This is a genomic window from Sphingomonas sp. BK235, assembly GCF_004345855.1.
In the GTDB taxonomy this organism is placed as follows: domain Bacteria; phylum Pseudomonadota; class Alphaproteobacteria; order Sphingomonadales; family Sphingomonadaceae; genus Sphingomonas.
The window spans coordinates 1,020,380-1,040,225 of sequence record NZ_SLXN01000001.1; the positions used below are offsets into that span (position 1 = coordinate 1,020,380).

Sequence of the window (19,846 nt, forward strand, 5' to 3'; positions counted from 1 at the left end):
GGTTAAGCCGCCGCGGGTGGTGGCGCGGCGCCGGGAATAGTAGGCCAGTGGCATGAACCCGGCTTTCCGCTCGATCCACCACCACGGCCTGCTGCGCGTCGCCGCGGCCACCCCGCCCGCCAGCGTCGGCGATCCCGCCTTCAACGCGGAGCAGACGATCGCGCTGGCGCGGCGCGCGCACGACGGCGCGGTCGACCTCGTCGTCTTCCCCGAGCTCAACCTCAGCAGCTACGCGATCGATGACCTCCACCTCCAGTCGGCGTCGCAGCGCGCCACGCGCGACGCGATCGCGCGCGTGGTGGCGGCCTCCGCCGAGCTGCGCCCGGTGCTGCTGGTCGGCGCCGCGCTTCAGCGCGAGGGTCGGCTCTACAATTGCGCGCTGGCGATCGCGCGCGGCCGCGTGCTCGGCGTGGTGCCCAAGACCTTCCTGCCCAACTATCGCGAATATTACGAGAAGCGCTGGTTCGCGAGCGGCGCCGGCCTCACCGGGCTGACGATCCGCCTAGGCGACAAGGACGTGCCGTTCGGCACCGACCTGATCTTCGCCGCGGACGACCTGCCGCGCTTCGTCGTCCATGCCGAGATCTGCGAGGATTACTGGTCCCCCACCCCGCCCTCGACGCTCGGCGCGCTCGCCGGCGCGCTGGTGTGCGCCAATCTCTCCGCCTCGAACGTGGTGATCGGCAAGTCGCGCGAGCGGATGATGCTGTCGGCGTCGCAGTCGGCGCGCGCGATCTGCGCCTACGTCTATTCCGCCGCGGGACCGGGCGAGAGCACCACCGACCTCGCCTGGGACGGCCAGGGCACGGTGCACGAGCTGGGCGAACTCCTCGCGGAATCGACCCGCTTCGCGCACCAGCCCGAGCTGGTGATCGCCGACGTCGACCTCGAGCGGCTCGCGCAGGAGCGGCTGCGCAACGGCACGTTCAACGACAGCGCCGCGCTGCTCGGCCATCCCGAGATGCGCTTCCGCCGCGTCGGCTTCGCGCACCGGCCCGATCTCGCCGACGTTGGGCTGGAGCGCGAGCTGCGCCGTTTCCCGTTCGTGCCCAACGATCCCGCCAAGCTCGACGCGGATTGCTACGAGGCGTTCAACATCCAGGTCGAGGGCATCGCCAAGCGGCTGGTCGCGGCGAACGCCAAGCGGCTGGTGATCGGCGTGTCGGGCGGGCTCGACAGCACGCACGCGCTGATCGTCGCGGCCAAGGCGCTCGACCGGCTCGGGCGGCCGCGCGCGGACATCCTCGGGATCACCCTCCCCGGCTTCGCCACCAGCGAGGGCACCAAGAGCAACGCCTGGAAGCTGATGGACGCGCTCGGCATCACCGCCGAGGAGATCGACATCCGCCCCGCCGCGACGCGGATGCTCGCGGACATGGGCCATCCGTTCGGTCGCGGCGAGAAGGTGTATGACGTCACCTTCGAGAACGTCCAGGCGGGGCTGCGCACCGACTATCTGTTCCGCATCGCCAACCAGCGCGACGGGCTGGTGGTCGGCACCGGCGACCTCAGCGAGCTGGCGTTGGGGTGGTGCACCTATGGCGTCGGCGACCAGATGAGCCATTATGCGGTCAATGCCGGCGTCCCCAAGACGCTGATCCAGTTCCTGATCCGCTGGGCGATCGCGACCGGCCAATATGACGCGCCGACCAACGCTGTGCTCGACGCCATCCTGTCGCAGGAGATCTCGCCCGAGCTGGTGCCGGGCGAGGAGCTGCAGAGCACGGAGAGCAAGATCGGGCCGTACGCGCTCAACGACTTCTTCGCGCATTACGTGATCCGCCACGGGCTCGCGCCATCCAAGATCGCGTTCCTGGCGTGGCACGCCTGGCGCGACGCCGATCAGGGGCGCTGGCCGATCGGTTATCCCGAGGCGGCGCGCACCGCCTATGATCTCGACACGGTGCGGCTGTGGCTCGAGCGCTTCCTCGTCCGCTTCTTCCAGACGAGCCAGTTCAAGCGCTCGGCAATCCCCAACGGGCCGAAGGTGTCGGCGGGCGGCGCCCTGTCCCCGCGCGGCGACTGGCGCGCGCCCTCCGATGGGACGGCCAAGGCGTGGCTCGCGGAGCTGGCAGCGAACGGGCCGTAAGGAGGATCTGAGAACGCCCTGTTTGTTGGTGGGCCAGCTATCCTCGCGCGTTCTTTGCCAAGGTCGATAGCTGCCCGCTCGCAAGGCCCTCCCTGCCCGAGCGCGCCCGTGACTCGCCATTCGCAACATTCGCGCGCCGTCGCTCTGCGCCCCTGAACCTCCGCGCCTCTCACCCGTTCGGCGCAAATCCTCTTGGGAGATCAGCGACATGGACGATCAGGGCACGACGCGCCGCACCATCCTGGGCGGCGCTGCCGCCGGCCTCGCCTTCACCGCCACCCCGGGCGCGGCGCAGGGCAGCGGCGCGCCGCCGTCCGGCCCGGCCAAGCTCAGCGACCCGCGCAGCAAATACACCAGCCAGCCCTTCCCCGAGCAGCGCCAGCCCTGGCCCGCGCTGCAGTCGAAGATGAACCCGCGCCCCGACAGCGGCGAGACCAGCTACCGCGGCTCGGGGCGGCTCGCCGGGCGCAAGGCGCTGCTCACCGGCGCGGACAGCGGGATCGGCCGCGCCGCCGCGATCGCCTTCGCGCGCGAGGGCGCGGACGTCGCGATCAATTACTACCCGACCGAGGAGCCCGACGCGCAGGAGGTCAAGGCGCTGATCGAGCAGGCCGGACGCAAGGCGGTGCTGCTGCCGGCCGACATCCGCACCGAGCGCGCCTGTACCAAGCTGGTGGCCGACGCGGTGCGCCGGCTCGGCGGGCTCGACCTGCTCGTCAACAACGCCGCCTATCAGCAGAGCAAGTCGGACATCGCCGAGATCAGCGACGAGCAGATGGTGCGCACCTTCGAGACCAACATCTTCGCGATGTTTCGCATCGCCAAGGCGGCGATCCCGTCGATGCCGCCGGGCTCGGTGATCATCAACACCGGCTCGGTCAACAGCTACGACCCCGGCGAGGAGCTGCTCGACTATGCCTCGACCAAGGGCGCGATCCTCATCTTCACCAAGGGGCTGGCCAAGCAGCTCGCCAAGAAGGGCATCCGCGTCAACATGGTGGCGCCGGGGCCGATCTGGACCCCGCTCCAAGTCGCCGGCGGCCAGTTGCCCGGCAAGATGGGCGAGTTCGGCCAGGACACGCCGATGGGCCGCGCCGGCCAGCCGGCCGAGCTCGCCCCGCTGTACGTCGCGCTGGCAGAGGATGGGACCAGCTTCTCGACCGGCACCGCGGTGGGCGCGCACGGCGGCAAGGGCAATCCGTGAGACGAGCTGATTGAGTTAGATCAAGTCGTTGATTTTAGAGCGGAACACAACGCGATAGCGCGCGCTTGGTGGAGCAGCAGATACGAAGGAGCCCGTGATGGCCGACCAGCTGCTCCACCAGCAGTCCGACGATGCCCCCCTCGCCGCCTCGAAACAGCGCGACGCGGTCGAGCGTGCCAAGGCTTCGATCCCCGCGGCGAGCGGCACGCAGATCACCGCGCGCGCGGTGACGATCAACCGCCCGGTCGCGGAGGTGTTCGCCTATTTCCGCGACTTCGCCAACTTCCCCAGCTTCATGGAGAATGTCGAGCGGATCGACGTGCTCGACCGGCAACGCTCGCACTGGGTCGTGAAGGCGCCGGCGGGCGGCACGGTCGAGTGGGACGCGCGCCTCACCGCGGAGGAGGAGAACACGCTCCTCGCCTGGACCAGCGAGGACGGCGCGGAGGTGCCCAACTCGGGCCGGGTCGAGTTCCACGACGCCGGCGCGCGCGGCACTGTGCTGGTCGCGACGATCCTCTACGACCCGCCGGGCGGCGTGATCGGCAAGGTGATCGCCAAGATGTTCCAGCGCGAGCCCGCGATCCAGGCCCGTCGCGACCTGCGCCGGCTCAAGCAGCTGCTCGAGACCGGCGAGATCGCCACTCCCGCGATGAACCGCGAGCAATATGAGGAGATGGGGCTGTGAAGGCGATCGCCTGGCATGGCAAGCATGACGTCCGCGTCGACACGGTCGACGATCCCGGCATCGTCAACCCGCGCGACTGCGTCATCAAGGTGACCTCCACCGCGATCTGCGGCTCGGATCTGCACCTCTACGACGGCTATATCCCGACGATGCAGTCGGGCGACGTGCTCGGCCACGAGTTCATGGGCGAGGTGGTCGAGGTCGGCCCCAGGTCGACGCTGAAGAAGGGGCAGCGCGTGGTGGTGCCCTTCACCATCTCGTGCGGCAGCTGCTATCATTGCTCGAAGCACCAATATTCCGCCTGCGACAACGGCCTGCCCGCCGATAACCAGGACATCGCGCAGGAGCTGTACGGCCAGCCGGTGGCGGGGCTGTTCGGCTACAGCCACATGACCGGAGGCTATGCCGGCGGGCAGGCGGAATATGTCCGCGTGCCGTTCAGCGACGTCGGCCCGATCGTCATCCCTGACGGCGTCGAGGACGACAAGGTGCTGTTCCTCTCGGACATCCTGCCCACCGGCTGGATGGCCGCCGAGAATGCCGACATCGAGCCGGGCGACACGGTGGCCGTCTGGGGCTGCGGCCCGGTCGGGCTGTTCGCGGTGCAATCGGCCTTCCTGATGGGCGCCGAGCGCGTGATCGCGATCGATCATTTCCCCAACCGGCTCGCGCTCGCCAAGCGCTTCGGCGCGGAGACGATCAACTTCGAGGAGACCGCGGTCTATGAGGCGCTGATGGTGATGACCGGCGGGATCGGCCCCGACGCGGTGATCGACTCGGTCGGGCTCGAGGCGCACGGCTTCTTCGTCGACAACGTGCTCGACCAGATCAAGGCCTCGACCTTCCTCGGCACCGACCGCGCGCACGCCAACCGTCAGGCGATCCTCGCCTGCCGCAAGGGCGGGCGTGTCTCGATGCCGGCGGTGTATGGCGGGTTCGTCGACAAATGGCCGCTCGGCGCCTTCATGGAGAAGGGGCTGACGCTCAAGACCGGCCAGACCCACGTCCAGCATTACATGCCCGCGCTGCTCGAGGCGATCCTCGAGGACAAGATCGATACCGAGTTCCTGATCTCGCACCGGATGCCGCTGAGCGAGGGGCCGAAGGGCTACAAGATGTTCCATGACCAGCAGAACGAGGTCACCAAGATCGTGCTCAAGCCCGGTCTGGACTGAGGAGAGAGACGCATGGCGGACAAATTCGCGATCATCACCGGCGCTTCCACCGGCATCGGTTTCGAGCTGGCGACGCTCGCGGCGCAGGACGGCTATGACATCCTCGTCGTCGCCGACGAGCCGCTGATCGACGCCGCCGCGGCCGACTTCGAGCAGTTCGGCACGCAGGTCAGCTCGGTCGAGGCCGATCTCGCCACGATCGCCGGCGTCGACCAGTTGCTCGCCGCGGCGGGCGGACGGCCGATCGACCTGCTCTGCGCCAACGCGGGGGTCGGGCTCGGCCGCGCCTTCCTCGATCAGGACGTCGCCGACTGGAAGCGTGTGGTCGACACCAACATCACCGGCACCACCTATCTGCTCCAGAAGGTGTTGCAGCAGATGGTCGCCCGCGGCGACGGCAAGGTGCTGGTGACCGGCTCGATCGCCGGCTTCATCCCGGGCAGCTTCCAGGCGGTCTACAACGGCACCAAGGCGTTCGTCGACCATTTCACCGACGCGCTGCGCGACGAACTCAAGGACCATGAGGGCGTCACGCTCACCACGCTGATGCCGGGACCGGTCGACACCGAGTTCTTCGACCGCGCCGACATGATGGACACGGACGTCGGCACCTCGGACAGCAAGTCCGATCCCGCCAAGGTGGCGCGCGACGGCTGGGACGCGCTGATGGCGGGCAAGCATTCGATCGTGTCGGGCTGGAAGAACAAGCTCCAGGCCGCGGCGGCGCACGTGCTTCCCGCCGAGGTCACCGCGCACATGCACCGCAACATGGCGGAGCCGGGTACCGCCAAGGAGTGACGGGGCCGTCGACGCCGACCGGGGCGCCACCGCCACGACCCGCCGCGTTTTGGGTCAGTTCAGAATTGCCTTTCGCTCTCAAGCGTGAAAGACGATGCCCTCCTTCCGGGGAGAATGAGAATGAAGCTTGGTAAGTATCTGATTGCGGCCGCGGCGACCTCGCTCGCCGTCGCCCCGGCCGTCGCCGCTCCGGCGAACCCGGCCGCCGGCCTGTCGGTCGCTTCGTCGCGCGCTGCGGCGCCGACCGCGAAGGACAGCAAGGCGCTCGCGGGTGGTGGCCTGATCGTCGCGGCGGTGGCGGCGGCTGCCGTGGTCGCCGGGATCATCATCATCGCCGACGACGATGACGATTCGGACAGCAACTGAGCCGTCCGTACCGACGTTGACGAGGAGGGAGCGTCCTTAGGGCGCTCCCTCTTCTCATGTCCGGCTCCCGCCGACTCACTGCCTCGCGGGCGCCTCGGCGAGCAGCGGCAGCGGCTGGGGCTCGGGCGTCCCGATATCGGTGACGAACAGCCGCCGTGCCGCCAGTCGTCGACCCCAGCGCTCGCTCGCGGTCCATTGCACGATCAGCGGCGACAGCAGCAGCCCCAGCGTCACCGGCGCCAGCCACAGCGCGGTCAGCGGCATCAGCGGCGACAGCGCCAGCAGCAGCAGACCCAGCCCGAGATGCCAGCGATAGCGCGGCAGGATCGCCGCCATCGCCAGCGCGTCGCCGCGCCGGTTCTGCGGCTGCCACTCGGCGCGGCGCTGGCGTGCGATGCCGATCAGGTCGATCGTCTGCGTCACCGCGATGGCGGGGGCAGCGAGCGTCGAGAGCGGCACGTCGAGCGCGACCGAGCGCAGGATCGCCGCCGTCCCTCCCATCGAGCGGCGCAGCCGCACGTCGGCGACCGCGTTGAGCACGCCGAGCAGCTTCGGCCCGAACAAGAGCGCGAGCGTCACGATCAGGACGGTCCCGGTCGAATCGCCCGACATCAGCCCGCGCTCACCGCGCACCGCCTGGACGACGCTGACCGTGATCAGCAGCAGCCATAGCGGCGAGGCGAGATAGCCTGCCGCGCCGAGCAGCAGCTGGAGCCGGTTGATCCAGTGAAAGCCCGAGGCATGGAGCAACAGCAGGTGCTGAAGATTGCCCTGCGCCCAGCGGCGATCGCGCACCGCGGCGTCGATCATCGTCGGCGGATATTCCTCGAACGTATCCTCGGTCATCACCATATGGACGCGCCAGCCGCGACGCCGCAGCAGCGCCGCCTCGACCACGTCGTGGCTCATGATCGTGCCGCCGAACGGCGGTTTCCCCGGCAGCACCGGCAACCCGCAGCTTTCCGCGAAGGCGCGCACGCGGATCAGCGCATTGTGCCCCCAGAAGGTCGCCTCGGGCCCCGACCACCAGACCAGTCCCGCGGTCGCGGCGGGGCCGTAGATGCGGCTGGCGAACTGCATCCAGCGCTGGAACAGCGTGCGCGCGCCGATCACCTGGGGCACGGTCTGGAGCAGCCCGACCGCGGGGCGGCGATCCATGATCTGCGCCATGCCGACGATCGTCTCGCCGCCCATCAGGCTGTCCGCGTCGAGCATCAGCATGTAATCATAGCCCGCGCCGAACCGTCGCAGCCACTCGGCGACATTGCCCGGCTTGCGGCCGACATTCTCGGTGCGGCGGCGGTAATAGATCGCGCTGGCGCTGCGACGCGCGAGGATCTCCCAGGCGGCGACCTCCTCGGCCTCGTTGCCCGCGGAGGAATCGCTCAGCACGAAGAAGTCGAAGGCGGCCGCCGCGCCGGCGCGCTCCAATGCCTCGGCCATGTGCGCCAGCCGGCCGAAGACGTCGCCGACATCCTCGTTGTGGACCGGCATCAGCACCGCGGTGCGACCGCGCAACGGCTCGGACCAGCGTGGTACCGGGGTGAAGCCGGGGTGCATCCCGGTGGCGAGCACGATGAACCCGACCGCGGCGTTGATGAAGCCGAAGGCGAGCAGCGCGAAGAGCGGGAAGAAGATGCCCAGCAGCAGCGCGTCGGTCACCCCGATCCCGTCGCTCAGCACCGACTCCTTGAGCGAGGTCGAGGCGAACAGCGCCAGCCCCAGCGTCAGCAGCACCAGGATGGCGCGCCGCGCGAGGACGTCGGTGGGGGAGCCGATCGCGCCGACCAGCGGGGGCGGCGCCGAGGGCAAGGGCGGGGGACCGTCGAAGCGCTGCTCGGGCATCTCGAGCAAGGCCTCGGGCGGCAGGCGCGCGGGCAGCTCGCTCACGCCGGATAGATCGGCACGAGCAACGTCTCGCTCAGCGCCGCGCCGCCGCGTTTGAGATAGACGCGCACGTCGACCGGGGGCGCGTTGGCCGCGGCGGTATCCGGCCGGATGTCGGCGACGACACGCCAGTGATTGCGCTGACCGACCACCGGATAGACCGCGCTGTTGAGCAGCTTGCCGCGGGTCACGCCGATCTCGGCGGTGACACCGCTCTCGCGGTCCAGCCCGGCGAGCGAGTCGCCGACGAAATCGGCGACGAGCTTGCTCGCCCCCGCCAGCGCGGGCAGCCCCGGCCGCCCCGCCGCGCCGATCCAGCTGTCCACCACATGGGCGGCGCGATCGAGGCTGGGATCCTCCGAGGTCCAGCGCAGCCGATAGTCGAACTGCAGCCGCTGCCCGGCGCGCGGCGCGTTGGTCGGCGTCCAGAAGGCGACGACATTGTCGACCGTCTCGCTGTCGGTCGGGAACGCGTAGAGCATCACGCGCCCCTGCCCCCAGTCACCACGCGGCTCGACCCACAGATTGGGCCGGCGATCGTAGAAGGCGCCGTCGTCCTGGTAATGGTCGAAGCGACGGTCGCGCTGGAGCAGGCCGAAGCCGCGCACCGCATCGGCGGCGAAGCTGTCGGTGGCGGGCTGCGGCGGGTTGCGCAGCGGCCGCCACACGCGCTCGCCCTCGCGGCTGATGAGCGCGAGACCGTCCGAATCATGGATCTCGGGGCGCCAGTCGGTGGCACCGCGACGCGTCCGGTCGTCATACCAGAACATGCTCGTGACCGGGGCGATCCCCAGCCGTTCCACCGCGCGCCGCAGGAACAGCACCGACGAGACATCCTGCACCACCGCGCCGGGATGGCTGCTGACGAAGCGATAGGCGCCGGTCAGGCTCTCACCGTCGAGCAGCGCGTAGATCGAATAGCTCTTGTCGTCACCGCGCTCGATCCAGAATTCGGTGAAGTTCGGGAATTGCTCGCGCGCCAGCCCGGTGTCGACCGCGATCCCGCGTGCGGACAGGCCATATTGATCCTGCGACCCCGCGCTGCGGAAGTACGAGGCGCCGAGGAAGGCCAGCCAGTCGCTCTCGCGTCCCGGCTCCATCGCGCGAAAGCCGGCGAAGCCCGGCGGGGGCGACACCTTGCCGCCCTCGAACAGATCGGGCGAGAAGACGATCGGGCGCGATCGGCCCTTCTCGACGAGATTGATCGCGACCGGGGTGACCGCGCCATTGCCCAGCGGGAACAATCGGATGCCGCCAGCGACGGTGCGATCGGGGCGGTAGCGGATGCTTCCCATCGCGTCGAAGTCGAGCGCTTTGGCCGCCTCGCTCTCCCGCGGCGGCTGATAGCGGCGCTTCGCCAGCGCGGCGGCGCGCTGTTGCAGCAAGGCCCAGGAGAAAGGCGTTTCGGCGCCGTTCTGGCTCAGCCCCGGCCCCGCCCAGGTCAGGGCCGGGACCAGCGCCACTCCGCCGCCGGTGCTGATGAGGTCGCGTCGGGAGAGGTTTCGCATGCGTAGCGAAACAGGCGACGCCCCGCTTTGTTGCAACGCCGCAGCGACGCGTCGAGCCGCGCGGGTGACGAGCGGAGCGCGCGTCCGCCCGCCGCCCGCCCGATCCCGTCAGTTCTGGCCCAGTGCCTCGGCGACGACGCGGTTGACGATCCGGCCGCCGCGCACGTTGACGCCCTCCATCAGCCCGGCATCGGCCTCGGCCGCGGCATAGCCGCGATCGGCCAGCGCGAGGCCGTAGGGCAGCGTCGCGTTGTTGAGCGCGTGGCTCGACGTCAGCGGCACCGCGCCGGGCATGTTGGCGACGCAATAATGGATCACCCCGTCGACCTCATAGGTCGGCTCGGCATGGGTGGTGGGATGGCTCGTCTCGAAACAGCCGCCCTGGTCGATCGCGACGTCGACCAGCACCGCGCGCGGCTTCATCAGCGCGAGCATAGGGCGGGTGACGAGCTTGGGCGCCGACGCCCCGGGGATCAGCACCGCGCCGATCACCGCGTCCGCCTCGGCGACCTCGTGCTCGATCGCCTCCAGCGTCGAGACGCGGGTGCGCACGCGCCCGCCGAACAACTCGTCGAGCTCGCGCAAGCGCGGGATCGAGCGGTCGATCACGGTCACCTCGGCGCCGAGTCCGACCGCCATCCGCGCCGCATGCGTGCCGACGACACCGCCGCCCAGCACCACGATCCGCGCGGGCTGGACGCCGGGCACGCCGCCGATGAGCACGCCGCGTCCGCCGTTGACCGCCTTCAGCGCGGTCCCCGCCGCCTCGATCGACAGCCGGCCCGCGACCTCGCTCATCGGCGCGAGCAGCGGCAGGTGGCCGCGCTGATCGGTCACCGTCTCATACGCCACCGCGGTCACCCCCGAGTCCATCAGGCCACGGGCCTGGTCGGGGTCGGGCGCGAGGTGAAGGTAGGTGAAGAGGATCTGGTCGTCGCGCAGCTGCACCCACTCGCTCGGCTGCGGCTCCTTCACCTTGACGATCATCTGGGCGGTGGCGAACACCTCCTCGGCGGTGTCGACGATCGCGGCGCCCGCGGCGCGATAGGCGGCGTCGTCGGCGGCGATCCCCGCACCGGCGCCGGCCTGGACCACCACCTCATGGCCGCGCGCGACATATTCGCGCACCGCGCCCGGCGTGAGGCCGACGCGATATTCGTGGTTCTTGATCTCTTTGGGCACGCCGACGCGCATCTCAGGGCTCCTCTATCCACTGCGCAGGATAGCGCGCGCGCGGCGCCGAGTCCGGGCGAAGCGCCGCGTCATCGCGTGACATGACGCCGGGTTCCACCGCATAAAGAGAGAATGACGCAGGATTCCCCGCAACTCGACCGGATCGACCGGCGACTCGTCCAGCTGCTGCTCACGAACGCGCGCGCCACCGCCTTCACCTTGTCGGAAGCGATCGGGCGTTCCGCCACCGCGGTCGCGCGGCGCCAGCGCGCGCTGGAGGAAGCGGGCGTGATCACGGGCTATACCGCGCGGCTCGATCTGGCGCGACTGGGCTGCGCGACGATCGTCCATATCAAGATGACGCTCGAGAGCCAGCGCAAGGACGTACTCGACGCGTTCGAGGCCGCCATCGCGGTCAGCCCGTCGGTGATCCGCTGCGACCTGATGTCGGGCAGCTATGATTATCTCGTCACCGTCCGCGCGCGCGACCTCGGCGACTTCGCGCGGATCCACCGCGAGGAACTGTCGCGGCTACCCGGCGTGACTCAGATGGAATCGGGCTTCGTCCTGCGCGAGGTGGTGAGCCCCAGGCTGCCGCTCACCCTGCTCGACGAATCCTTATAATAACGCCTCGCAATAGCTTGTCGTGCCCCCGGCGGCGGGGTAGAGGCTCGTCGGTGAGCACGCTCGACCTCGCCCCGCCGCCGCTGCCAAAGACCGGCACGCCGTCGCGTCCGCCGCGTCGGCGATGGCGTGGCTGGTGGCTCAAGCAGCTGCACACCTGGCATTGGATCAGTGCCGCGATCTCGCTCAGCGCGATGCTGTTGTTCGCGGTGACGGGGATCACGCTCAATCACGCCGCCGCGATCGGCGCGACGCCGCGGGTGAGCGAGCGCTCGGCGACGCTGCCGCCCGGCGAGCGGCTGCTGCTCCGTGCGGAGCCGGACGCGCGCGCCGACCCGCTGCCGCTCGCGGTGGCCGAGCGGCTCCGCGGGACGATCGGGCTGGACGTGCGCGGGCGCGCGGCGGAATGGTCCGATACCGAGGTCTATGTCGCCCTGCCGCGCGCCGGCGGCGATGCCTGGGTCAGCGTGGATCGCGCCACCGGACGGGTCACCGCGGAGGTCACCGATCGCGGCTGGATCGCGTGGCTCAACGACTTGCACAAGGGCCGCAATACCGGCGACGCCTGGTTCTGGTTCATCGATCTGTTCGCCGGTGCCTGCATCGTCTTCACCCTGACGGGGCTGTTGCTGCTCCAGCTTCACGCGCGCCATCGCCCGCTGACCTGGCCGCTGGTCGCCCTGGGGATGCTGGTGCCCGCGTTGCTCGCTCTCTTCTTCCTTCACTGATCGCGAGGTGCCGATGCGTCCCCTGCCCCTTCTCGCCCTCGGTGCGACGCTGCTTCCCGCCGCGGCGCAGGCGGGTACCGTTACCGTGACGATCCCGCGGCTCGCCGTGGCGGAATATCACAAGCCCTATGTCGCGATCTGGCTCGAACCCGCGCGCGGCGGCACGTCGCGGACGATCGCGCTCTGGTATGCGATCAACAAGAGCGGCGGCGAGCCGGGGACCAAGTGGCTCGCCGACCTGCGCGCCTGGTGGCGCAAAGGCGGGCGGAGCGCGGCGCTCCCGATCGACGGGGTCAGCGGCGCCACGCGCGCGCCGGGCCAATATCGCGTCCCGCTCCCCGCGGACCTCGCGCCGGGCGCCTATGTGCTGAGCGTCGAGGCGGCGCGCGAGACGGGAGGGCGCGAGCTGGTCTCGATCCCGATCACCGTGCCGAGTCCGTCCGCGCGCGGGGCCGGCGCCAGCGAGCTCGGCGCGGTCACCGTCACCGCGCGCTAGTCGCTTCATCGAGGGGGAGCCACCGTCATGACCATTTTTATTCGACCCGCGCTTCGCGCGGCACTCGCGCTCGGCCTGCTCGCACTGCCCGCGGGGCTGGCGGCGCATCGCCAGTGGCTGCTGCCGTCGGGCACGATCTTCTCGGGGACGGACGATTGGGTGACGGTGGACTACGCCATCTCGAACGACCTGTTCTATCCCGATCATCACCCCGGTCAGCCGGCGCAGGTGAAGGTGGTTCGCCCCGACGGCAGCGCGGGCCGGATCGAGCATGACGCGATCGGGCGCTATCGCAGCGTCTTCGACATCCATCTCGATCAGCCGGGCACCTGGAAGATCGGCACCGAGCAGCGTGCCTTCATGGGCAGTTTCAAGATCAACGGCGAGGAGCGCCGGATCGGGCGACGCGGACCGCCGCGTCCGGGCGAGCCCGCGCCGCTGACCATCGACGACGTCCCCGCCAACGCCACCGACGTGCGGATCACCGAATCGCTCGGCACCAACCAGATCTTCGTCACCGCGGGGGCGCCGACGCGCACGGTATTGGCCACGACGGGGCGCGGGCTCGAGCTCGACGCGCTCACCCACCCCGACGAACTGGTCGCGGGCGAGCCGGCGCGCTTCCGCTTCGTCGTCGACGGCAGACCGGCGGCCGGGCTCAAGGTGACATTGATCCCGGGCGGAAAGCGCTATCGTGACGCCGAAGGCGCGCGTGAGCTGGTCGCGGGAGCGGACGGCGTGGTCACCCTCTCCTTCCCGAGCGCGGGCATGTATTGGCTCACCGCGAGTGCGAGCGACGCCAAGGTGAGCGACAAGCGCGCGACTGAGCGCCGGCTCAGCTACACCGCCACGTTCGAGGTGATGACGCCCTGATCCGCGTCGCCATCCCGCCGCTCGCCGCCGCTACGCTCGTCGGCCACGACCCGGATGCGCCGGTGATCGAGCTGGCCGGCGCGACGATGGGAACGATGTGGCGGGCACGTATCGCGCTGGCGAAGGGCGTCGAGCCCGATCGCCTCGGCGCGGCGCTGGTGGCGCGGCTCGACACGCTGGTTGACGCGCTCAGCCATTGGTCGCCGACGTCGGCGGTGTCTCGGTTCAACCGCGCGCCGGCGTCGAGCTGGCATGATGTGCCTCCCGACCTCGCCGCTTTGCTCGCGATCGCGGTGCCGATCTGGCGCGCGAGCGGGGGCGCGTTCGATCCTGCCATCGGGGCGCTGGTCGATCTCTGGGGCTTCGGCCCCCCCGGCGCGAAAGTCCCGCCCGACGGCGCGGCAGTGGCGGCAGCGGCGGCGCGGTCGGGCTGGTTACGCCTCGCCTGGGATAGCGCCAGCGGGCGCCTGCACCAGCCCGGCGGCGTCGCGCTCGACCTCTCCGCGATCGGCAAGGGCTATGCCGCCGACGCGCTCGCGACCGTGATCGCCGCGAATGGCTGCCGTCATTTCCTCGTCGAGGTGGGTGGCGAGCTGGTCGGATCCGGGCTGCGCCCCGACGGCCAACCATGGTGGGTCGAGCTCGACGCGGTCCCCGCCATCGCGCTGCCGCCGCTGCGGGTGGCGTTACACCGCGGCGCGGTCGCGACCTCGGGCAGCTATGTCCGCGGCCCGCACAACCTAGACCCCCGCAGCGGTCGACCGGTCGCGCACGAGGTGATCGCGGTCAGCGTGATCGCGGAGACCGGCGCGGTGGCGGACGGCTGGGCGAGCGCGTTGCTGGTGCTCGGCCGCGACGCCGGCCTCGACTATGCGACGCGCGAGAGGCTCGCCGCACGGTTCGTCACCCCGGCGGGAGAGTGGCTCAGCCCCACGCTGGCCGGAATGATCGAAGAATGAGAGTCTGCGCGATGCATCGCCGCTAACACATTCTTATCACGGTTTAATCAGGCACTCACTCTGCTCAGCGTTGCTGTTGCCGGAGAGAGAGGACGTCGATACGCTCGCCCAACACCCGCGTCCCTAAATGTCCGCCGATGCCTATTTCTTGTCTGAGCCCGCGGCATCCGACACCGCCGTGCCGGCCGACTTGAGGTCCTTGCCAGCGCCGTTGACCGTGTTGCACGCGGCGAGTGCCAAGATCGCGCTAAGCCCCGCCATGCGGTAGATCGTCCTTGTCATACGCATTCTCCTTTTCGCAGAAGAGGGTGTGGCGGACCCGATACGCTGGCCCGCCACGGTCACTCGGCGCCGGAAGTGACGGATCGCCCCGCACCTCATGCTCGTTCACGCCGACACTCTCCTGTCCATCGGACGAGGTGGACGAGCCTGGCACAGACGCACTCGCGTCGCATGATCTTTCCGTTTCGGTAGTTAAACCTATCCTGGATCAGTAAGTTCCTGGTAGGTTCGCGGGGGTGGAGAGGCTTGCGCCATGCCTTCCTCCGCGGCCCGCTCCTGGACGAGCGCGGCGAAGCGGAGGTGCAGCACCCGCTGTGGGGGATCAGCACAGCCGCTCGCCGAGCCGGTATGCTGCGCGCGCCGCCGCAGGATGTCGTCGCGCTCCGCGTCGGCTACCATCATCGCATTCCTCTCTCCCTGCGCACCGACCGGTGCGGTCATCGCGGACGTACGTGCGCCGCCAGGCCGGGGAAATGAGCGTGATTTACCCACCGCCTAGCAGGTGAATAGGTAGGTTGCGCCGCGGCCGCCCCGATCCCTACAAGCGGGAAGGACGACCGGCACGGGCCGGCATCACGACACGGCGCCCGTCCGGCGGCCGCGCCGCAGCGAGGGAGGATCAAAGATGTTTCGGCCGCTACTCACGGCATGCGCCGTGGCCTGTCTCGCCGCGCCGGCGCTGGCGAACGACGCCGCACCGGTGGTCCGGACCGATCGCGGCGCGGTGCGCGGCGCGGTGGCCGACAGCGTCGCGAGCTGGAAGGCGATCCCCTTCGCCGCGCCGCCGACGGGCGCGCTGCGCTGGCGTGCGCCACAACCGGCCGCCGCCTGGGAGGGCACGCGCGACGCCACCCGTTACGCGCCCGATTGCATGCAGCTCCCCTTCCCCAGCGATGCCGCGCCGCTGGGTACGACACCCGCCGAGGACTGCCTCTACGTCAACGTCTGGCGCCCCGTCGCGGGTGGGCGCAAACTGCCGGTGCTGGTGTGGATCTACGGTGGCGGCTTCGTCAACGGCGGCGCGTCGCCGCCGACCTATGCGGGGGCCGATATGGCCGAGCAGGGGGTGATGTTCGTCAGCTTCAACTATCGGCTGGGGCGGTTCGGCAGCTTCGCCGCCGCGCCGCTGACCCGCGCCGACGCGGACGGCGGTCGGCTCGGCAATTACGGCACGATGGACCAGATCGCAGCGCTCGAGTGGGTCAGGCGCAATATCGCCGCCTTCGGAGGCGATCCGGCGAACGTCACGATCGCCGGTGAGAGCGCGGGCGGCATGTCGGTCCACCAGCTCGTCACCTCGCCGCTCGCACGCGGGTTGTTCAGCAAGGCGGTCATCATGTCGGGGGGTGACGGTCGCGGCAGTCCGAGGGTGCGGACGCTCGCCGAGGCCGAGCGCGTCGGTGCGCAGTTCGCGCGATCGAAGGGGATCGACCCCGACGCACCCGACGCGCTCGAGCGGCTGCGGGCGCTGCCGGCCGAGGCGGTCGTCGACGGGCTGAACCTCGCGGCGATGGCGCCGCGTGACCCTGCCGCCCCGACCTACGCCGGCCCCTTCCCCGACGGCAAGGTGGTGGTCGACCTGGGCGAGGCCTATGCCGCGGACCGGTTCGCCCGCGTCCCCACGCTGGTGGGGGCGACCAGCGCCGACATCGGTGGGCGCACCGGCTACATGGTCGGCGGCGCGCGGCGGGTCGCCGCGACCCTGGCAGCGAAGAAGGTGCCCGTCTGGGAATATCGCTTCTCCTACGTCGCCTCCTCGATCGACCGCGCGGGCGCGCAGCATGCCACCGACATCCCCTTCTTCTTCGATACCGCCGCGATCAAATATGGCGCTGAGACCAGCGCGCGCGACCGCGCGATCGCGCGGGTGATGAGCGGTTACCTCGCCAATTTCGTCAAGCGCGGCGATCCCAACGGCGCGGGGCTGCCGCGCTGGCCGCGCTATGACCCGAGCGGCGACGTTCTGCTCGACTTCAGCGCGGCGGGCACCGCTGTCCCCGGTCGCGACCCGTGGGGAGCCGAGATCGAACGCGCCGCATCGGAGTCGCCCGGCAAGTGACCCGCGTGCGGCCGCCATCGACCCGCGGCAGGGCCTGCGCCAGCGAACCGGGCCGCGGGCGATCGACGCGGGCGCCGACGATCCGGGCGGGTGGAGCGTCACGCCGTTGCGTCAATCGCGCGCTGCGCTAGGCTGGCGGACGAAGGGGACACCAGAATATGCGCTTTCTGCTCGCGGCGACCGCGCTGTCGCTCGTCGCCACGCCCGCATTCGCCGCGCCGGACGATGCCGCGGCGATCGGCGCCGACTACGACAAGACGCTGGGCGCGATGTGGGACGATTTCCACCGCAACCCCGAGTTGTCGTTCAAGGAAGTGCGCACCGCGGCCAAGATGGCGGCGGCGCTGCGCGCGGTCGCGGGGATGCAGGTGACCGAGAAGGTCGGCGGCACCGGCGTTGTCGGCGTGCTGCGCAACGGCGCGGGTCCGGTGGTGCTCGTCCGCGCCGACATGGACGGGCTGCCGGTCGAGGAGAAATCGGGACTGCCCAACGCGAGCAAGGCGCGTCAGGTCGGCGTCGACGGTGTCGAGGCGCCGGTGATGCACGCCTGCGGGCATGACACGCATATCGTCGGGCTGCTCGCCACCGCGCGCCGGCTCGCCGCGATCAAGGAGCGCTGGGCGGGCACCGTCGTCTTCATCGTCCAGCCCGCCGAGGAGCGGGTCGGCGGCGCCGCGGCGATGCTACGCGACGGGCTCTACACGCGCTTCCCCAAGCCGCAATATGCGCTGGCCTATCACTCCAACTCGGAGGGACTGGCGGGTACCGTCTCGGCGTCCGAGGACATCCAGTACAGCTCGTCCGACAGCGTCGACATCACCGTGCCCGGGATCGGCGCGCACGGCGCCAGCCCGCATACCGGCAAGGACCCGGTCTATATGGCGAGCCAGCTCGTTATCGCCTTGCAGGGGCTGATCAGCCGCGAGCGCCAGCCGCTCCGCCCCGGCGTGATCACCGTCGGCAGCTTCCACGCCGGGCTCAAGCACAACATCATCTCGGACGAGGCCAAGCTGCAGGTCACGGTCCGCGCCAACGACGAGGCCACGCGCAAGCAGCTGCTCGCCGGGATCGAGCGGGTCACGCGCGGGATCGGCGAGCTCAACGGCATGCCCGCCGACAAGATGCCAGTGGTCAAGGTGATCGAGGGCACGCCGACGACGATCAACGACGCCGCACTGGCGCGCCGGCTCAACGGCGTGATGGCGGCGACGCTCGGTGCCGAGAAGGTGATCCCGTTCCAGCAGAAGGGCATGGGCGCGGAGGACTTCGCCGCCTTCGTCCAGCCCGAGCTCGGCGTGAAGGGCTATTATTTCGCGGTGGGCGGCACCCAGCAGGCGGCGTTCGACGCCGCGGCCGAGGGCGGGCCACCGGTGCCGTCGCATCACTCGCCCTTGTTCAAGGTCGACCCGCGCGCGGTGGTGACCACCGGCGCCACCGCGATGACCGCGGCGGTGCTCGACCTGCTCAAGCCGGGCCAGGCGAGCGCGGGGTGAGGAGTTCGTGTGCTCCTGCGAAGGCAGGAGCCTAGGGTAGCTAGCCGGCACGCTTGTGGCTCTGGGCTCCTGCGTACGCAGGAGCACAACATCAAGAATGTACGAGGAGAGGACGATGCGTTTCAAACTAGCCGCGCTTGCCGCGGTCGCAGGTATCATGCCGGCCGCGGCATCGGCGCAGGCGACGATGAACCATGTCGCGATCAACGTCACCGATCAGGCGCGCAGCGTGGCCTATTACGAGGAGGCGTTCGGGCTCAGCGAGATCCCCGCGCCGCTCAACGCCGCGCCGGGGCACCCTCGCTGGATGCGGCTGGGCAACGGGGTCGAGCTGCATATCCAGGCGATCAAGGTGCCCTTCACCCCGCCGCCGCGGATCATCCACTTCGCGCTGACGGTGAAGGACCTCGATCGCGTGATCGCCTTCCTGAAGCGGACGAACCGCACCTGGACCGACTATGCCGGCAAGGTCGGCGAGATCAACCGCACCCGCACCGACGGCGTACGCCAGATCTTCACGCAGGACCCGGACGGCTATTGGATCGAGGTCAACGACGCCGCCGACCGTCCGCCGCGCTGACGCTGGCCGCGCGCGCCGTCGGCTGCTAGCGCGTCGACATGAGCGAGCAGCGAACGAGCGCCGAGATCGATCGGCTGGTGGCGATCATGGCGCGACTGCGCGGCCCCGGCGGCTGCGAGTGGGACCGCGCGCAGACGTTCGCGACGATCGCGCCGTATACGATCGAGGAGGCCTATGAGGTCGCCGACGCGATCGAGCGCGGCGCGGTCGACGAGCTGCGCGACGAGCTCGGTGACCTGCTGCTGCAGGTGGTCTTCCACAGCCGCATCGCCGAGGAGGACGGCGCCTTCGCGCTGGGCGACGTCGCCGCCGCGATCAGTGACAAGATGGAGCGCCGCCATCCGCATATCTTCGGCGACTTGACTGAAGGCGGCCACCATCTCTGGGAGGAGGTCAAGGCGGCCGAGCGCGCCGACAAGGGCGCCGCCGGGGCGCTCGACGGCATCGCGGTGGCGCTGCCCGCGCTGGTCCGCGCCGAGAAGTTGCAGAAGCGCGCGGCACGCACCGGCTTCGACTGGCCCGACGCGAGCGGATCACGCGCCAAGGTCGACGAGGAACTGGCCGAGGTAGAGGAGGCGCGCGATGAGGCCGAGCGCGTCGAGGAGATCGGCGACCTGCTGTTCGCGGTGGTCAACTGGGCGCGGCACCTCGGGGTCGATCCGGAGCAGGCGCTGCGCGCCGCCAACGCCAAGTTCGAGCGCCGCTTCCGCGCGATCGAGGCGGCGGGCGGCGCCGGCTTCGCGGCGCTGCCGCTGGAGGAGAAAGAGGCGCTGTGGCAGCGGGTGAAGGCGGGCGGCTTACTCAATCCCGTTCGTCTCGAGTAGCCGTCGAGCTTGTCGAGACGGCGTATCGAGAGGACCGCCC

20 protein-coding genes are annotated in these 19,846 nt (G+C 70.1%); 15 read left to right on the plus strand and 5 right to left on the minus strand.

Going from position 1 to position 19,846, the window contains the following annotated elements; all coding sequences use genetic code 11:
* Window positions 1–52: 52 nt before the first annotated feature.
* The 6 genes from EV292_RS04740 (at window position 53) to EV292_RS04765 (ending at window position 6,320) form a co-directional block, all read left to right on the plus strand.
* Window positions 53–2,089 carry an NAD(+) synthase gene (locus EV292_RS04740; RefSeq protein ID WP_132907968.1) on the plus strand — a complete coding sequence of 679 codons (2,037 nt, stop codon included), beginning with the start codon at window positions 53–55 and terminating at the stop codon, window positions 2,087–2,089.
* Window positions 2,090–2,297: 208 nt separating this feature from the next.
* The gene (locus EV292_RS04745) at window positions 2,298–3,293 is read left to right on the plus strand and encodes an SDR family oxidoreductase (protein ID WP_132907969.1); all 996 of its coding nucleotides are present in this window, start codon (window positions 2,298–2,300) and stop codon (window positions 3,291–3,293) included.
* Window positions 3,294–3,390: 97 nt separating this feature from the next.
* On the plus strand, window positions 3,391–3,981 hold the full coding sequence (locus tag EV292_RS04750) for an SRPBCC family protein (protein ID WP_132907970.1): 591 nt from the start codon (window positions 3,391–3,393) through the stop codon (window positions 3,979–3,981).
* Window positions 3,978–5,156 (plus strand): zinc-dependent alcohol dehydrogenase, encoded by a 1,179-nt coding sequence (locus tag EV292_RS04755; RefSeq protein ID WP_132907971.1) that lies wholly within the window; start codon window positions 3,978–3,980, stop codon window positions 5,154–5,156. The genes EV292_RS04750 and EV292_RS04755 overlap by 4 nt, the downstream gene beginning before the upstream one ends.
* A 12-nt stretch (window positions 5,157–5,168) precedes the next feature.
* Window positions 5,169–5,954, plus strand: a complete 786-nt coding sequence (locus EV292_RS04760) for an SDR family NAD(P)-dependent oxidoreductase (protein WP_132907972.1) — start codon at window positions 5,169–5,171, stop codon at window positions 5,952–5,954.
* 120 nt (window positions 5,955–6,074) lie between these two features.
* Entirely contained in the window at window positions 6,075–6,320 is a 246-nt protein-coding gene (locus tag EV292_RS04765; protein WP_132908197.1) for a hypothetical protein, read from the plus strand.
* 75 nt (window positions 6,321–6,395) lie between these two features.
* Here the strand turns inward: EV292_RS04765 and mdoH are convergent, their stop codons facing one another.
* The 3 genes from mdoH to ald form a co-directional block, all read right to left on the minus strand.
* Window positions 6,396–8,210 (minus strand): glucans biosynthesis glucosyltransferase MdoH, encoded by a 1,815-nt coding sequence (gene mdoH, locus EV292_RS04770; protein WP_243693597.1) that lies wholly within the window; start codon window positions 8,208–8,210, stop codon window positions 6,396–6,398.
* A complete protein-coding gene (locus tag EV292_RS04775) occupies window positions 8,207–9,715 on the minus strand; it encodes a glucan biosynthesis protein (RefSeq protein ID WP_132907973.1) in 1,509 nt (502 codons plus the stop codon). The genes mdoH and EV292_RS04775 overlap by 4 nt, the downstream gene beginning before the upstream one ends.
* A 108-nt stretch (window positions 9,716–9,823) precedes the next feature.
* Window positions 9,824–10,909 (minus strand): alanine dehydrogenase, encoded by a 1,086-nt coding sequence (gene ald / locus EV292_RS04780; RefSeq protein WP_132907974.1) that lies wholly within the window; start codon window positions 10,907–10,909, stop codon window positions 9,824–9,826.
* Window positions 10,910–11,020: 111 nt separating this feature from the next.
* On the opposite strand from ald, the gene EV292_RS04785 reads away from it, so the two are divergent.
* The 5 genes from EV292_RS04785 to EV292_RS04805 all read left to right on the plus strand — a co-directional run bounded on the left by EV292_RS04785 (window position 11,021) and on the right by EV292_RS04805 (window position 14,568).
* Window positions 11,021–11,512 carry an Lrp/AsnC family transcriptional regulator gene (locus EV292_RS04785; RefSeq protein WP_132907975.1) on the plus strand — a complete coding sequence of 164 codons (492 nt, stop codon included), beginning with the start codon at window positions 11,021–11,023 and terminating at the stop codon, window positions 11,510–11,512.
* An 83-nt stretch (window positions 11,513–11,595) separates the two neighbouring features.
* A complete protein-coding gene (locus EV292_RS04790) occupies window positions 11,596–12,240 on the plus strand; it encodes a PepSY-associated TM helix domain-containing protein (protein ID WP_132908199.1) in 645 nt (214 codons plus the stop codon).
* Window positions 12,241–12,253: 13 nt separating this feature from the next.
* Entirely contained in the window at window positions 12,254–12,736 is a 483-nt protein-coding gene (locus EV292_RS04795) for a DUF2271 domain-containing protein (RefSeq protein ID WP_132908200.1), read from the plus strand.
* A 27-nt stretch (window positions 12,737–12,763) separates the two neighbouring features.
* Window positions 12,764–13,609: a DUF4198 domain-containing protein gene (locus tag EV292_RS04800; protein ID WP_132907976.1), complete on the plus strand. Its 846-nt coding sequence runs from the start codon at window positions 12,764–12,766 to the stop codon at window positions 13,607–13,609.
* Window positions 13,610–13,671: 62 nt separating this feature from the next.
* Entirely contained in the window at window positions 13,672–14,568 is an 897-nt protein-coding gene (locus EV292_RS04805) for an FAD:protein FMN transferase (protein WP_243693598.1), read from the plus strand.
* A 141-nt stretch (window positions 14,569–14,709) separates the two neighbouring features.
* Here the strand turns inward: EV292_RS04805 and EV292_RS04810 are convergent, their stop codons facing one another.
* Window positions 14,710–14,850 (minus strand): entericidin A/B family lipoprotein, encoded by a 141-nt coding sequence (locus tag EV292_RS04810; protein ID WP_132907977.1) that lies wholly within the window; start codon window positions 14,848–14,850, stop codon window positions 14,710–14,712.
* A gap of 198 nt (window positions 14,851–15,048) precedes the next feature.
* Entirely contained in the window at window positions 15,049–15,291 is a 243-nt protein-coding gene (locus EV292_RS04815) for a hypothetical protein (RefSeq protein ID WP_132907978.1), read from the minus strand.
* A 184-nt stretch (window positions 15,292–15,475) separates the two neighbouring features.
* Here EV292_RS04815 and EV292_RS04820 point away from each other — a divergent pair, with 184 nt between their 5' ends.
* The 4 genes from EV292_RS04820 to mazG all read left to right on the plus strand — a co-directional run bounded on the left by EV292_RS04820 (window position 15,476) and on the right by mazG (window position 19,806).
* Window positions 15,476–16,909, plus strand: coding sequence for a carboxylesterase family protein (locus EV292_RS04820; protein ID WP_132907979.1), 1,434 nt, complete (start codon window positions 15,476–15,478; stop codon window positions 16,907–16,909).
* Between the two features lie 158 nt (window positions 16,910–17,067).
* Entirely contained in the window at window positions 17,068–18,402 is a 1,335-nt protein-coding gene (locus EV292_RS04825; protein WP_132907980.1) for an amidohydrolase, read from the plus strand.
* Window positions 18,403–18,517: 115 nt separating this feature from the next.
* On the plus strand, window positions 18,518–18,982 hold the full coding sequence (locus EV292_RS04830) for a VOC family protein (protein WP_165927014.1): 465 nt from the start codon (window positions 18,518–18,520) through the stop codon (window positions 18,980–18,982).
* Between the two features lie 38 nt (window positions 18,983–19,020).
* Window positions 19,021–19,806 carry a nucleoside triphosphate pyrophosphohydrolase gene (mazG, locus tag EV292_RS04835; RefSeq protein ID WP_132907982.1) on the plus strand — a complete coding sequence of 262 codons (786 nt, stop codon included), beginning with the start codon at window positions 19,021–19,023 and terminating at the stop codon, window positions 19,804–19,806.
* Window positions 19,807–19,846: the final 40 nt, after the last annotated feature.

Excerpts from the sequence above, each read along its gene's own strand:
- EV292_RS04740 (WP_132907968.1), top strand. The coding sequence starts at position 53 with ATGAACCCGGCTTTCCGCTCGATCCACCACCACGGCCTGCTGCGCGTC.
- EV292_RS04750 (WP_132907970.1), top strand. The coding sequence starts at position 3,391 with ATGGCCGACCAGCTGCTCCACCAGCAGTCCGACGATGCCCCCCTCGCC.
- EV292_RS04775 (WP_132907973.1), bottom strand. The coding sequence starts at position 9,715 with ATGCGAAACCTCTCCCGACGCGACCTCATCAGCACCGGCGGCGGAGTG.
- EV292_RS04785 (WP_132907975.1), top strand. The coding sequence starts at position 11,021 with ATGACGCAGGATTCCCCGCAACTCGACCGGATCGACCGGCGACTCGTC.
- EV292_RS04825 (WP_132907980.1), top strand. The coding sequence starts at position 17,068 with ATGCGCTTTCTGCTCGCGGCGACCGCGCTGTCGCTCGTCGCCACGCCC.
- EV292_RS04765 (WP_132908197.1), top strand. The coding sequence starts at position 6,075 with ATGAAGCTTGGTAAGTATCTGATTGCGGCCGCGGCGACCTCGCTCGCC.
- EV292_RS04810 (WP_132907977.1), bottom strand. The coding sequence starts at position 14,850 with ATGACAAGGACGATCTACCGCATGGCGGGGCTTAGCGCGATCTTGGCA.
- EV292_RS04760 (WP_132907972.1), top strand. The coding sequence starts at position 5,169 with ATGGCGGACAAATTCGCGATCATCACCGGCGCTTCCACCGGCATCGGT.
- EV292_RS04795 (WP_132908200.1), top strand. The coding sequence starts at position 12,254 with ATGCGTCCCCTGCCCCTTCTCGCCCTCGGTGCGACGCTGCTTCCCGCC.
- EV292_RS04800 (WP_132907976.1), top strand. The coding sequence starts at position 12,764 with ATGACCATTTTTATTCGACCCGCGCTTCGCGCGGCACTCGCGCTCGGC.
- EV292_RS04820 (WP_132907979.1), top strand. The coding sequence starts at position 15,476 with ATGTTTCGGCCGCTACTCACGGCATGCGCCGTGGCCTGTCTCGCCGCG.
- EV292_RS04745 (WP_132907969.1), top strand. The coding sequence starts at position 2,298 with ATGGACGATCAGGGCACGACGCGCCGCACCATCCTGGGCGGCGCTGCC.
- EV292_RS04815 (WP_132907978.1), bottom strand. The coding sequence starts at position 15,291 with ATGACCGCACCGGTCGGTGCGCAGGGAGAGAGGAATGCGATGATGGTA.
- ald (WP_132907974.1), bottom strand. The coding sequence starts at position 10,909 with ATGCGCGTCGGCGTGCCCAAAGAGATCAAGAACCACGAATATCGCGTC.
- EV292_RS04830 (WP_165927014.1), top strand. The coding sequence starts at position 18,518 with ATGCGTTTCAAACTAGCCGCGCTTGCCGCGGTCGCAGGTATCATGCCG.
- mazG (WP_132907982.1), top strand. The coding sequence starts at position 19,021 with ATGAGCGAGCAGCGAACGAGCGCCGAGATCGATCGGCTGGTGGCGATC.